Below are 13,238 nucleotides of genomic sequence, written 5' to 3' on the forward strand. Positions count from 1 at the left end.
TTAAATCGGGCGTACCCTACCAGGCCGATTTTAGCTCAAAGCTTGCGCTCACCCTCTAACTTTTAACACAGTTCATGATACCTAAACTAGGGCCAAAGAGCGGAGGTGGCCCGCCCAGCTTTTAAAGCTTGCAGGGAAAAATCGGAGCAGCTTACGTTGTTGCCCATACAAACTGGCTGCTACTAATAATAAGGACTTCAGCGACCACCTATCAGGTAGTGGTAGCTAGGCCGGTCGGTGAATACAAGTTTAGAATTTCCAGCGAAGTGATGCCGAAGCAAAGTGTACCGCTTTGAGCGTTGCTTGACTTATCAGTCTCCGGCTAACCCTAGCCTGTTTTGAATGGAAGCTGACAATCTCCTTTTCAGGCCGGTTTCTATTAGACCCCTTAAGACGCAGCCGGGCCAGGAAACCACAATTGGAACGCACTGCCTGCCCCCACTACGGAATGGACCTGAATGCTGCCCTGATGGAGTTGCATGATTTGCTTGGCCAGGCTCAGCCCAATCCCGGAGCCGTTGGGGCGGGTGGTGAAAAAAGGAATAAAGATGCTGTCCAGTACGTCGGCGGGAATACCGCTCCCGTTGTCTTTCACCTCCATAACCACCCGCTCCTGTTCATCAGACCAGGCCAGCAGGCTAAGGCGAGGGTCGGGGATTTGCACGAGCGCCTGCGCCGCATTGAGCACCAGATTGATGAGCACTTGCTCCAGCAGGTGAGCGTCGGCGTGCAGGGTGAGGTGCGCAGGCCGGACGCTAAGGGTGAGCTCAATGCCTTGCGCGGCCAGTTGCTCCGCTAGGAGCTGCCGGGTGGCCTGGAGCAATTCCTGCACATAAAGGGTCGTGCGCTGCGGCGCGGCCAGGGTGCTAAAGTCCCGGTAAACTTGGGCGAAGCGCAGTAGCCCTTCGCTGCGCTGCTGAATGATGCGGATGCCGGTCCCCACGTCGTCGAGCAACTCGGCCGCCACCGAATCCGAGGGCCGGGCCGCCTGCACGTGGCGGCCCAACGAATCCGCCAGCGAAGCAATGGGGGCGACCGAGTTCATGATTTCGTGCGTCATCACCCGGAGCAGCTGCTGCCAGGCGGCCGTTTCAGTATCAGCCAGGGCCTGGCTCACGTTTTTAAAGGCCAGGAGGGTAAATGCTTCGCCTCGTAGCTTGAACTGAGTAGCCGATACGAGTAGCTGCACTGTTTGGAGGTCCACCGTCAGCTTCACCACTACGGGCTGGCCGGGCACTGCCTGGCAGATGGCCTCGTAGAGGATCGGCTGCCGGGATTGCAGCGCCCGGATGTTTTTCAGGTACGGCAGGTGCAGCGTCTGTTTAAATGCTTCGTTCACCCAGGCCACGGTGCCCGCCGCATCGTAGGACACGATGCCGGTATCGAGCAGCGCCAGGATAGTTTGCAGGTACTGAAACTGCCCTTCCTGCTCGGCCCGCAACGCCCGAAACGTGTCGTTGACTTGGTTGAAGGCTTCGTGCAAGTGCCGCAACGACGCCGGGACGGACTGCGCCGGGTACTGCCGCGAAAAGTCGCGATACTGGAGGGCCAGGGTAAAGTCGGCCAAGGCCTGCTGGCCACGCGTCAGGTAGCGGGCCAGGTCTAGAACCAGGAGTAGCAACAGCACCAGGGCCCCAAAGGCTAGTCCGTAGGCGTGGTGCAGCGCGGCATACCCACCCCCGGCCAGCGCCGCTACTAGCAGTACTAATCGTCCCAGCAGGCGAGCATCCAGGCTATTAAATATCATGCTTGTCGAGCCGGCGGTAGAGAGCAGTTCGGGTGAGACCCAGTTCCTTGGCCGCTTTGGTGAGGTTGCCCTGGTGGCGCGCAATGGCCTGCTGGATGGTGGCTTTTTCTACTTCCAGCAACGGCAGCGGCTGCTCAGCCAAGGTCGCAGCTGGTGCGGAAGCAGCCGTTGATTCGGGGTTTCGAAACGAGAAATCGGCCGGAAGCAGCACGGGGCCGGCCCCTAGGATAACGGCCCGCTCCACAGCGTGTTGCAACTCCCGTACGTTGCCGGGCCAGGTATACTCCCGGAGCTTGCGCAGGGCAGCGGCACTGAATTCTGGCACGGGTTGCCTGTTGCGGGCCGCGTACACCTGCGCGAAGTGCTGGGCCAGCAGGTGCACGTCGTCGTCGCGTTCGCGCAGGGGCGGCAGCGTGATTTCGACCGTGTTAAGGCGGTACATCAAATCCTGGCGAAAGCTACCGCGGGCTACCAAGGCGTGCAACGGGGCGTTAGTGGCCGACAATAGCCGGATATCCACTGGTACGGGGGCGTTGCTCCCGACGGGCACCACCTGGCGGTTTTGCAGGGCCGTGAGCAGCTTGGCTTGCTGTGGCAGGGCTATGTTACCAATCTCATCCAGAAACAAAGTGCCGCCGGTGGCCGCCTCGAACCGGCCCACGCGGCTGGCCTGGGCATCCGTAAACGCGCCCTTGGTGTGCCCGAACAGCTCGCTTTCAAACAACCCCTCGCTGAGCGCGGCTACGTCGGCGGCTACAAAGGGACGGGCGGCGCGGCGCGACTGTTCGTGTAGGGACTTGGCGACCAATTCTTTGCCGGTACCGTTCTCACCGAGCAGCAGCACATTGGCCTCGGTCGGGGCGACCTTTTCAAGTATAGCGCGCACGTCTTGCATGGCGGCTGACTCTCCCAGTAGAGCAGTAGTAACGGCCGGCCCAGGCAGCTTTTTTGGACTATCCCCGCTTTTGCTGCCGGGTTTGGCTAGCAAGGCGGCGGCCAGCGTTTGCAGCAGTTGTTCGTTGTGCCAAGGCTTAAGCAGGAAATCGGTAGCACCGGCTTTTAGGGCGCGCACCGCCGTGCGCACGTCGCCATAAGCCGTTAGCAGAATAACGGCCGTGGTGGGGTCGTGCTCCCGGATGCGGCCCAGCCAGTAGAAGCCCTCGTTGCCGGTCGCCTGGCCATTGCGGTAGTTCATATCCAGCAGCACGACATCGAAGTGTTGCTGGCGGAGCAGGGAGAGCAGCAGCTCCGGGTTGCGCTCCGTCACCACTTCCCGCACCTCGGTTTTGAGCAGCAGCTTGAGGGCGAACAGCACATCGGGCTCGTCGTCTACCACTAGGATGCGGGCGTGCTTGAGAATCATGAAAAAGGCTTGGTAAAACGCAAAAGTCGGGGCTAGTAGTCATCGGCCCTAACCTATGCCACACAAACCGTGCAAGCCTCAGAAGATACTCGTTCTCAGTCGGCCAGGCCGTTTGCTGCGCGTCGATAGATTCAAATTGTATCAGAACCGAACGGTCAACTGTATCAAAACCGGACGCTCGGCAGCAGTTGGCAACCAGGTGGTAAACTCAGACCGCTGATTAGCAAGGATTTGTGCCTAAGGCACCGTTCTTGGCACCTCCGGTCCATAGCTTTTTGCGGCTACTGCCTGCACCGAACCGAATGGATGTCCTGATACCGAAGAAAAAGTGGTCGTTTGTTACTCGCTGGTGGTGGCTAGGGGCCCTGCTGCTGGCGGGCACGGGCGCGGCCGGCCTCTACTGGCCTAGGCCGGGCCAGCGGCTGCACGTGGCGGCCAGCCGGCTGACCATCAGCCCCGTTACGCGGGGCAACTTTCAGGAATTTACGGCCATTGATGGGGTGGTGCAGCCCCTGCGCACCGTGTACCTGGACGCAGTGGAGGCCGGTACGGTGCAGCAGGTGCTGGTGGAAGAAGGCACGACCCTAACGGCGGGCCAGCCCCTGCTCCGGCTGACTAACCCCGACCTGCAGCTGGAAATGGTAAACCGCGAAACAGCCGTGTATGACCTGATGAACAACCTGCGCAATACCCGCACCCAGCTGCTGCAAAACCGCATTCTGCGCCAAAACCAGCTAGCGGACATCGACTTCCAACTGGCTGAGGCTCGGCGGGTGTTTGACACCAACCAGGTGCTCTACGACCAAAAGGTGATTGCGCGGCAAGACTACTTGCAGAGCCAGAACGCCTACCGCTACCAAATGCGCCGGCGGCAGCTCACGCAGCAGACCCTGCGCCAGGACTCAATAGCCATGCAGCAGCAGTTGGGCACCATGCAGGAGTCGGTGCAACGCATGACCAGCAACCTGGCCCTGATGCGGCGCAAGATGGACGACCTGCTGCTGCGGGCCCCGGTCGGGGGGCAACTCAGCTCGCTGGCCGCGGAAGTGGGCGAGGCCAAAACCCGGGGCCAGCGCCTGGGGCAGATTGATGCGCTGACGGGCGTGAAGCTGCACGCCGCGGTGGACGAGTTTTATATTGCCCGCATCGGAGCTGGTCAGGTAGGCGAAGTGGTGGTGGATGGCCAGGCGTATGCCCTGCGCGTGACCAAAATCTTTGCCCAAGTGGCCAAAGGCCTGCAAATCGACCTGGCCTTTACCGGTACCCCGCCACCGGGCCTGCGGCGGGGCCAGACCCTACCCATCCGGCTGGCGCTGAGCGCGAAAGCCCCGGCGGTGCTGCTGCCCAAAGGCGGCTTTTACCAGCAAACCGTGGGCAACTGGGCCTTTAAGCTGACGGCCGATGGCACCCGGGCCCTGCGGGTAGCCATCCGGCTAGGGCGGCAGAACCCCGATTATTATGAAGTGCTGGGGGGCCTGCATCCTGGTGACCAAGTTGTAACGTCCAGCTACGAAGGCTACGCCGACCAACAGGAGCTGGTGCTAGACAATAGCCAGCCCTAGGTAGCCTAGTAACTATTTGACCATAAGATACTGTTGGCGAATTCATTTTTAAGCAATTGCTGGAGGCATCAATCGCTCGAAAGCGACCTGACGGGTCTGGGCTAATGGCTTAAAAATGAATTCGCCAACAGTATCCATAAAAAGATGAACCTCATGATTAAGACCGAAAACCTGGAAAAGGTGTACCGCACCGAGGAAGTGCAAACCAAGGCGCTGAACCACGTCTCGCTGACGGTGGAACAAGGCGAGTTTGTGGCCATCATGGGCCCCTCGGGCTGCGGCAAATCGACGCTGCTCAACCTGCTGGGCCTGCTCGACGAGCCCGACGGCGGCAGCCTGCAACTGCTGGGCACCGAAACCAGCCGCTACTCCGAGCGCCAACGGGCCGAACTGCGCAAGCGCAGCCTGGGCTTCGTATTTCAGAGCTTCAACCTGATTGACGAGTTGACGGTGTTTGAGAACGTGGAGCTGCCCCTGCGCTACCTCGGTGTGGGAGCCGCCGAGCGGCGGCAACGGGTGGAACAGGTGCTGGAGAAAATGCAGCTGCTGCACCGGCGCAACCACTTTCCGCTGCAACTCTCGGGCGGGCAGCAGCAGCGCGTGGCCGTGGCCCGCGCCGTGGTCAACGCCCCGCCGCTACTGCTGGCCGACGAGCCCACCGGCAACCTCGACTCGGCCAGCGGCCACGATGTGTTGGGGCTGCTGACTGAACTGAATGAGGCGGGTACCACCGTGCTCATGGTCACGCACTCCGAGCACGACGCGCGGTATGCCCGGCGCGTCGTCCGCCTGCTAGACGGGCAGGTGGTGCTCGAAAACAGCCGCAGCCAATTCTAACCGCTTGCTCCTCCTTCGGCAATGCTTCCCTACCCCTTGCTGCTCATTTACCGCAACTTTAAGCGGTTCAAAAGCACGTTCTTCATCAACCTGATTGGCCTCTCGACGGGCCTAGCCTGCGCATTGCTCATCTACTTGTGGAGTAGCGACGAGCGCAGCTTCGACCGCTACCACGCCCTCGACGGCCGGCTCTACCAGGTAATGGAAAACCGCCGCACGGCCGCCGGCATCGAGACCCAAGGTGGTACCAACCCGCTGCTGGCTGAGGCCCTGCGGCGGGAAATGCCGGAGATTGAATTGGTAGCCACGACCACACCGGTCCCATTCTTCCCCGGGTTCACGCTGGCGGCGGGCGGCCAGCACCTGAATACTGTCGTCAAGTGCGCGGACCCGGCCTTCTTCCAGCTGTTTTCCTACCCCCTGCTGGTGGGCACCCCCGCCACGGTGCTGCGGGATAAAAACGCCATTGTGCTCTCCGAGGCCCTGGCCACTAAGCTCTTTCAGTCGCCGCAGAACAGCTTGGGCAAAGCCGTGGAATGGCAAATGGCCGACCTAAAACAGACCTGCCTGGTGGCCGGGGTGTTTGCCGGGGTGCCCCGCAACTCGTCGGAGCAGTTTGACTGCGTGCTGCCGTTTGCCGCGTTCAAGGACCTGATGCACATGAACGAGGCCATCAAGTGGGATGACGAAGGCCCCTTCAACACCTACCTGGCCTTGAAGGAGGGGGCCGACCCCGCGCAGTTCCAAGCCAAGCTGGCGGGTTTGCTGAAAACCAAAAGCGCGCAGGCCCAGGCCCAGGGGCGCACGCTGTTCGTGCGGCCGTTCTCGGCGGGGTACCTGCACGGCTCCTACGAAAACGGGGTCGCCACCGGGGGGCGCATTGCCTACGTGCGGCTGCTGGCCCTGATTGCCGGGCTCATTCTGGTGATTGCTAGTATTAATTTCATGAACCTGTTCACTGCCAAAGCCTCGCGGCGGGTCAAGGAAGTGGGCATTCGCAAGGCCCTGGGGGCGAGCCGCGCCGCGCTGGTGGGGCAGTACCTGACTGAATCCGTGGTGATGGCCTTGCTGGCCCTGGTCGTGGCCGTGGGGCTGGTACAGCTCGTGCTCCCGCAGTTCAGCGAGCTGACGGGCAAGCCGCTGGCCTTGCGCTGGGAGTGGCCGCTGGTGGGGGCCGGCCTGGCCCTGGCGCTGGGTACGGGGCTGCTGGCGGGCAGCTACCCCGCGTTCTACCTGTCGGGGTTCCAGCCGGCGGCCGTGCTGAAAGGCAAGCTGCCGACCAAGGCCGGCGATGTGTGGACGCGGCAGGGCTTGGTCGTGCTGCAATTCACGCTCTCGGTGCTGTTCATCGTGGCCGTGGTGGTCGTCAACGCGCAGCTGGCGTTTGTGCAGCGCCAACCGCTGGGCTACGACAAAGCCCACGTGCTCCGCTTTGATACGGGCGGCAAGGCGGCGAGCCAGCAGGCGGCCTTTCTGAGCGAGGTGAAGAAATTGCCCGGTGTCGTGCAGGCGTCCAGCGTCTTGGGCGGCTTCTTAGGGGGGCGTCATGTGGAAGAGATGAGCTGGCAGGGTAAGCGCCTGCCCGTAGCGACGATGCTGGTCAACTATGACCTAGTTGAAACGATGGGCATGCACTTGGTAGCCGGTCGCAGCTTTGCGCCGCAATTCCGCGCCGACAGCGCCGCCATCCTCGTCAACCAGACCCTGGTGGCCGGCCTGGGCATGCCGGACCCCGTGGGCCAACAGCTCAGCGGGCGCCGCATCGTGGGCGTGGTCCGCGACTTCCACTACGAGTCCCTGCACGAAAAAATCAAGCCCCTGCTGCTCCAGCTCGACCCCTCGATAAATACGGTGCTGGTGAAGCTGCAGCCGGGCACGGAGCAGGCCACGATTGCGCGGCTGCAGCAACTGTACGCCGCCTACAACCCCGGCTTTACGCTCGACTACTCGTTTCTGGATACCGACTACCAGGCCCAGTACGTAGCCGAGCGGCGGGTCGCCGTGCTCGCCCGCTACTTTGCCGGGCTGGCCATCCTTATTTCCGCCCTGGGCCTGCTGGGCCTGGCGGCCTTCACGACCGAGCGGCGGCGCAAGGAAATCGGCATCCGTAAAGCTTTGGGTGCAAGCGAGCTGGGCATTGTCTGGCTATTGACCAGCAGCCTGACCTGGCTGGTCGTCGTGGCCATCGTACTGGCGCTGCCGCTGAGTTACCTGCTCCTACAGCGGTGGCTGGAAGGCTTCGCCTACCGCGTGGCCTGGCAGTGGTGGTACTTCGCCGCAGCCGGTATGGGAGCCCTGCTCATTGCCTGGCTCACCGTAAGCGTGCAGGCCTGGCGGGCCGCCCGCCGTAACCCCGTGCTTAGTCTGCGGGCAGAGTGAACACTTATTGATACCTAAACTTAATTCTCTACTTCGCTGCCTTTTCTACTCCGCGCTTTCGTTTCGGAGCCTACCTGGCAATGCGTACTTTTAAGGCATGGAATTATCGCTGCTCGATAAAATTAAGCGTTTAGTCATCATAGCCCTGGTGGCCGACGATGAGCTCATGGAAAAGCTCGTGCTCAAAGGCGGCAACGCCATCAGCATTGCCTACGAAGTGGGTAACCGGGGCTCGGCCGACCTCGATTTTTCCATGGCCGACGATTTTGAGGATTTGGAGGCAACGTTTGCCACTATTGAACGGTCGCTGGTGACGGTGTTTGCCGAAGAGGGCCTGCACGCTTTCGACGTGCGCTGGCAGCAGCGACCCAGCAAGCTCGCCGAGCACCTTAAATCGTTCTGGGGCGGCTACCTGCTGGAGTTCAAGCTGACTCCGCTAGCACAGGCTCGTCAGCATGCGGACGACTTGGCCGGCCTGCGGCGTAACTCGCTCACCTTTGACGCGCAGCAGAACCGCAAGTTCACGGTCGACATCAGCCCCTTCGAATACTGCGAGCTGAAGGTCGAGAAAACCCTTAACGGGTACACGTACTATGTGTACCCGCCCCAGCTCGTCGTCTTTGAGAAGCTACGAGCCATCTGCCAGCAGATGCCCGCTTACGGCGAGATTGTGGGCGGACATAAGTCAGTCGGGCGGGCGCGGGATTTCTACGACATCTATACGCTCACCCATGAGTTTACCATTGACTCCACCAGTGACGCCGCCCTGGAGGCACTGCGGCAGGTATTCGGCGCCAAGCGCGTACCGGAGGCCTACCTGGCTACTATCGCCGCTTACCGCGACCTGCACCGCGCCGATTATAAGTCAGTGGAAGCAAACGTGACGGCCGGCACTCATCTGCTGGGCTTTGATGCGTACTTCGACTATGTCGTTACGCACTTCAGCCACCTGCTGGAGCCGTCGGCGGCCGGACCGGCGGCTACTGCTTAAAAATGGGCCGGATAATACACCTGCCACTGGGCATCGTACGCCGGATTGACTAATTCGTGCGCCAGGTAGAAGTCCAGGGTTGCGGGCTGAAACTTGCGCACGAGTTGCAGCTGCGAGGCTTTGTAGGCTCCTGCCCGCTCCAGGTAGAGTCCCACCGCTTGGTGATACGGGTATCGGTAGTTGAGCTTGGTAAGCAGCCCGAGTAGGCGATTAATAGAAACACGGCCCGCGGCCAGTCGGTAGGCCTCCTGCACCTGGTAGATGCCCCCGGCATATTCAGGCCGCACCGTCACATCCAGCAGTGTCCGCTCCAGCCCTGTCAGGCTTACCCGGCCCGCCGCAAAGTGGTCCTGTGTAACGACACCGAGTTGCCCCGTGAATTTGCCATGCAACTGCACAAAGGCATAGTCGCCGTAGTGCGCGCTGGGTAGCGTGAGCTTCGCGGGACGGGCATAGGCCGCTGTCAATTCGGTCTGGGTTAGGGCAGGGAGCGAAGCCGGCTGCCGGGCACTCTGCTCCTGATTGACAAAAATCTGCTTGGGAATCTGTTCGGTTAGCCCATGTAGATAAAGCGCGGTATAGTGCGAGAGGTAAGCGCGTGGCACCAAATGACTGCCCAATTCAAAGGCGGTCACTTCGCCCCAGGTGTAATAGGTTTTGGGCTGACCACTTGCCTGGATAACTACCGGCCGCAAGGGGGTGGAATCCAGCATCAGGTCGAGAAAATCCTGCACCCGAGTGCCGGCTGCCAAGCGCCAGCCCTGCCGCTGTTGGGCTAACAGCTGCTCTAATTCCCTTTCCCGATATACCCGCTGTTCCCGCTGGCTGAAAAAGGCGACAATATCCTTCTTCGCAATTTGAAAGCGCGTTTTATTGGCCATTTGGAAAGTATTCGCTGTGCTTAAGGTACTAGTACCTTAAGCACTCAGGCAAAGTTACACGCTATTTTTGATAAAGTCAAGCACAAATAAGATAAAAAAGAAGTTTTTATTGCGACAAGTTCGGATTTATTTCGTACCTTAGCAGGTACTAGTACCTGCTAAGGTCACATTTAAACTGATTATAGGGGCTATAATACTTGGTTAAGTACTTGATCATAAAGCTTTATCGCATGCTCCACACCGGCGCGGTGACGGTAATCAGGTTACGAACGTCCTGCTCGTGGGTATGCAGGGGCATCGGATTTGCCATTGCGCACGGTTAGGTAGTGCCTGCTCGGACTGGCCAGGCTTCTAGCGGTGCATTGCCAGCGCCGTGCAGCAGCTGCACGAAGGCCGCAAATAGGCCGGCATAGTTGCCCGGTTAGTTACGGGTTGCCCGGGGCCTGGCCTCAGCGAACTCCCGGCGTGGAAGCCGACACTTGCTATAATGCCCCAGCGAGCCCAAAACCTTACTTCCAGGCCTAAAACAGCTATATAAGTTCGCTGCAAATCCTTAGCTTTGTGCCCTCACCTGGCTTCTGAGCATGCTCGCCTCGCAACACCTGCGCTTTACTAACTGCCTCCTGACTTCGGTGTCCTTAACGGACCGGCCCAAGCCGAGCGCAGTTACCCGCCGGTCCCTGCCCATCCGGCAACGCCCTGCCTTATACGTAGGCGCTGAGCGCTAAACACCTTTTTTCGTAGCCTTCTCACTTGCCCGTGAGGGCCCTGCTGCCCGCATCCTGCCGGCAGTGATTTGGCTATGGGGTCTTCCGCCGCCCGGCCCCGGAGCGCCCCGGCGTTTCGTATTCACTCCGCTCAAGTTAACTACTATGCCCGCGAGTCCATATTGCCGGTTTTCCAGTCTATGCCCTATCGTGCAAGCGCTGGTGATCCGGCTCATCCAAGAAGAATTCACCCCCCTCCTATCTCTTTCCACCAAAGCCTCCGAGTCTGACTGGTCCCGGGCCATTGCCCTGGTGGACCCGACGCTGCTGTACTGCACTGCTGAGGAGCCCACCATCCGGATTTGCCCGGAATTCTATCAGCTTCTGCGCGAGTGCCTGCAACGGGAGCTAACCAAGCCCGCGCAGCAGAACTCCTACTAACAAAGGCCGCCCAGATTGCTGGGCGGCCTTTTTACTGGAACAACAGCAGAAATAACCCCTAGAATTGACTGGCCTGCATGACCAGCTCATCGTAAGCGCGCAGCTCCTGGCGGAACAGCGCGTGCGCTTCGGCGGTCGCAAACCAGAAGAAGTGGCTTTTCGTCCCGCCCGGCGCTACCAGGCGAATGACCGCCACGGAGTAGCCGAACGCAACGAAAAGGCGCTGCATCAGGGGCACGTGCCGCTGCCGGTCGTCCTTTTTGATTTCCACCAGCCGGGCGTAGTTAAAGCGGTGCGCGGCTGCCCAGGGCTTCATCTGCCCGTGGGCCAGCCGGTTGAGCCGGTAGCGGACGAAGCGCAGGGCCGTGGGGTAGTTAACGACGAGGGCCGGGTCCGGAAAGCCGGCGGCAGCCGAAGGGATGTCCATATGGGAAGTAAGCGACTGATTTCTTTCCTACTGCCCAATCACGTACACCGGGACCGCCGGCGCATTTGCGCTCCGGCTCGTCTCCTTCTTCACTGCCCGGCCGTCGAGCAGGATGGACGCGGTGATTTCGGCCGCGGCCTCGCCCCCGTCGAGGCTAGCCAGCAAGCTCAGCTGGTCTCCTGGCTTCCTGGGATATTTGAAGTGGTAGGTGGCTGGCAATGGCACGTGGTTAAGCGCGGTAGTGCCGCCGCTCTCGTTGTCGTAGCTGAGGTAGTCGGACTCCGGGGCGGTGGTGGAAGTAACCCGGTCTTCCAGCTGGTATTCCTTCGGGCCGGAGGGAGCGGCGTTTTCTTTAGAGCAACTGGCGGTGGTGAGCGTGGCGCAGCTCAGCAGCAGAGATGCAAGTTGGGGCATTCGTTTCATCGGTCAGAAAGAGGGATTAGCGAAAATGGTACCGCAGGCCTATGCCGGCGTGGCCGAGCCACTGCTCAATAAGCGGATTGTTAAACAGGTAGCCCTTGGTGGCGGTAGCCACGAGGGAAAGCCGGTTGCCCAGGAAGAAATCCGCTTCCAAGCCCGCTTGCGGGCCGTAGGTAAAGCGCTGCGGCGTCTGAGCGCCGGCGGCCTGCTCTCCGGTGCCGTTTAGGTTGGTATGTTCGTAGCCAGCCCCGCCCCCAAGCAGCAGGTGCACGTAGGCCACCTCGCCCACGCGCAGCAGCTGCGGGGCCAGCAGCACCCGGCCAGCGTAGCGCTCGTATTGGCCCCGACCCGCCAGGGTTCCGGTTTCGCGCAGCCCGCTCCCGCGCAAAGCCAGCCGGTTGGTTAGCAGGGAGGTGTAGCTGGCTTCGTAGTAGGTACCGGTTTCGCTGCGGCCAACGTGGGCGCCCCAGGCGGCCATGTGTTTTACGTGGCGCTGGGCCAGCGCCGGCGCCGCGCCGGCCCCATCCAGCAACAGGGCCACGAGCAAGAGCTTTTTCATATAGAGGATTGTTAATAAGGGCGGGTGTTAATGAGGGCGGGCACGGTCCATGCGCAGCAGGGATTGTTTGAGCAGCAAGTCCGCGTACACGGACTGCGCGGCCTGGTGCGAGGGGCTCGGCAGGGAGGCCTCGCTGAGGAGCCGGTCGGCTTCGAGGCGCAGCTGCATGGCCTTAATCAGGTTGTCATTGGTGGTGTTGAGCGCCGCAATCCGCTCGCCTTCCGTCATGGCGTAGCGGCCCGGATTCTTCAGCGTGGCGTTGAGCTCGATGCTCTGCTGGGTCATTTCGTCGGCAATCTTGTAGTAGCCGAAAGCCGTGTCAATCTTGCGCTTGGTGGCCAGCTCCTCGAAGGCAAACGTGGAGACGGCGGCTTCTTCGCGCTTGCCCTGGTACTCCTGCGGCGTCAGGCGGGTGTTGCCGGCCGTGGCCCCCGTCCCGAACTGCGAAAACACGTCGTACACTGTGTTCAGGTCCTGGCTGGGGTTGGTGAGCTGCAGGGCCTGGCGCAGGCGGGCAGCCTTGGGAAACACGGGCAGGTACTGGTTGCCCGGGCCCCGGCCCGACATGGCCAGCGCCCGGGTAAACAGCTCCTGTGGGTTAGAAAGCCGCAAATCCTGAATGCTTTGCACCTTGCGCAGGTCGGCCTGAATCTGGCGCTGCAGCTCCAGCCCCTGGGAGGTGAGGTCTTTGACCTGGCCGGTGATGTCCTTGGTGACGCCGGCAATCTGCCGGGCATCGGCCACGACCTGGTAGTTCTGCACGGTTTCGGCCCACTCGCCGAGCTGCTTGGCAAACTGGCCGATGTGGACGCCCATGTGCAGCGGGTCATTCACCACAAATTGGGCAGCGGCTTTATCGGCGGGGGCCAGCACCAGGGCCAGGGCCAGTAGGGCGGGCAACAGAAGCTTTTTCATCGTCTTAAC

Annotated in this window: 12 protein-coding genes; 5 read left to right on the forward strand and 7 right to left on the reverse strand. The window is 61.0% G+C overall.

Annotation, left to right across the window (positions count from 1 at the left end):
• Nucleotides 1–388 precede the first annotated feature (388 nt).
• Together J4D99_RS18970 and J4D99_RS18975 are read right to left on the reverse strand one after the other, a co-directional pair.
• Nucleotides 389–1,747, reverse strand: a complete 1,359-nt coding sequence (locus J4D99_RS18970) for a sensor histidine kinase (RefSeq protein ID WP_208133320.1) — start codon at nucleotides 1,745–1,747, stop codon at nucleotides 389–391.
• Nucleotides 1,737–3,110: a sigma-54-dependent transcriptional regulator gene (locus tag J4D99_RS18975; RefSeq protein WP_208133321.1), complete on the reverse strand. Its 1,374-nt coding sequence runs from the start codon at nucleotides 3,108–3,110 to the stop codon at nucleotides 1,737–1,739. Before J4D99_RS18975 ends, J4D99_RS18970 begins: the two co-directional genes overlap by 11 nt.
• A 302-nt stretch (nucleotides 3,111–3,412) precedes the next feature.
• Here J4D99_RS18975 and J4D99_RS18980 point away from each other — a divergent pair, with 302 nt between their 5' ends.
• The 4 genes from J4D99_RS18980 to J4D99_RS18995 all read left to right on the forward strand — a co-directional run bounded on the left by J4D99_RS18980 (nucleotide 3,413) and on the right by J4D99_RS18995 (nucleotide 8,879).
• A complete protein-coding gene (locus tag J4D99_RS18980; RefSeq protein ID WP_208133322.1) occupies nucleotides 3,413–4,672 on the forward strand; it encodes an efflux RND transporter periplasmic adaptor subunit in 1,260 nt (419 codons plus the stop codon).
• Nucleotides 4,673–4,825: 153 nt separating this feature from the next.
• Nucleotides 4,826–5,509 (forward strand): ABC transporter ATP-binding protein, encoded by a 684-nt coding sequence (locus J4D99_RS18985; protein WP_208133323.1) that lies wholly within the window; start codon nucleotides 4,826–4,828, stop codon nucleotides 5,507–5,509.
• A gap of 21 nt (nucleotides 5,510–5,530) precedes the next feature.
• Nucleotides 5,531–7,888, forward strand: a complete 2,358-nt coding sequence (locus tag J4D99_RS18990) for an ABC transporter permease (RefSeq protein WP_208133324.1) — start codon at nucleotides 5,531–5,533, stop codon at nucleotides 7,886–7,888.
• Nucleotides 7,889–7,985: 97 nt separating this feature from the next.
• Nucleotides 7,986–8,879 carry a nucleotidyl transferase AbiEii/AbiGii toxin family protein gene (locus J4D99_RS18995; RefSeq protein ID WP_208133325.1) on the forward strand — a complete coding sequence of 298 codons (894 nt, stop codon included), beginning with the start codon at nucleotides 7,986–7,988 and terminating at the stop codon, nucleotides 8,877–8,879.
• On the opposite strand, the gene J4D99_RS19000 is transcribed toward J4D99_RS18995, so the two are convergent.
• Nucleotides 8,876–9,631 (reverse strand): type IV toxin-antitoxin system AbiEi family antitoxin domain-containing protein, encoded by a 756-nt coding sequence (locus J4D99_RS19000; RefSeq protein ID WP_208133326.1) that lies wholly within the window; start codon nucleotides 9,629–9,631, stop codon nucleotides 8,876–8,878. The two genes, J4D99_RS18995 and J4D99_RS19000, sit on opposite strands and share 4 nt — an antisense overlap.
• Before the next feature lie 1,046 nt (nucleotides 9,632–10,677).
• Here J4D99_RS19000 and J4D99_RS19005 point away from each other — a divergent pair.
• Nucleotides 10,678–10,908, forward strand: a complete 231-nt coding sequence (locus J4D99_RS19005; protein ID WP_208133327.1) for a hypothetical protein — start codon at nucleotides 10,678–10,680, stop codon at nucleotides 10,906–10,908.
• A 58-nt stretch (nucleotides 10,909–10,966) separates the two neighbouring features.
• Here J4D99_RS19005 and J4D99_RS19010 read toward each other — a convergent pair whose 3' ends face one another.
• From J4D99_RS19010 to J4D99_RS19025, 4 genes are read right to left on the reverse strand one after another with little or no spacing between them, the layout of a single operon-like run.
• Nucleotides 10,967–11,335: a hypothetical protein gene (locus J4D99_RS19010; protein ID WP_208133328.1), complete on the reverse strand. Its 369-nt coding sequence runs from the start codon at nucleotides 11,333–11,335 to the stop codon at nucleotides 10,967–10,969.
• Nucleotides 11,336–11,362: 27 nt separating this feature from the next.
• A complete protein-coding gene (locus J4D99_RS19015) occupies nucleotides 11,363–11,749 on the reverse strand; it encodes a hypothetical protein (RefSeq protein ID WP_208133329.1) in 387 nt (128 codons plus the stop codon).
• A gap of 25 nt (nucleotides 11,750–11,774) precedes the next feature.
• The gene (locus J4D99_RS19020; protein ID WP_208133330.1) at nucleotides 11,775–12,314 is read right to left on the reverse strand and encodes a conjugal transfer protein TraO; all 540 of its coding nucleotides are present in this window, start codon (nucleotides 12,312–12,314) and stop codon (nucleotides 11,775–11,777) included.
• 27 nt (nucleotides 12,315–12,341) lie between these two features.
• Complete coding sequence (locus J4D99_RS19025) at nucleotides 12,342–13,229, reverse strand: hypothetical protein (protein ID WP_208133331.1); 888 nt, start codon at nucleotides 13,227–13,229, stop codon at nucleotides 12,342–12,344.
• Nucleotides 13,230–13,238: the final 9 nt, after the last annotated feature.

Source organism: Hymenobacter sp. BT559, assembly GCF_017571525.1.
GTDB lineage: Bacteria > Bacteroidota > Bacteroidia > Cytophagales > Hymenobacteraceae > Hymenobacter > Hymenobacter ginsengisoli.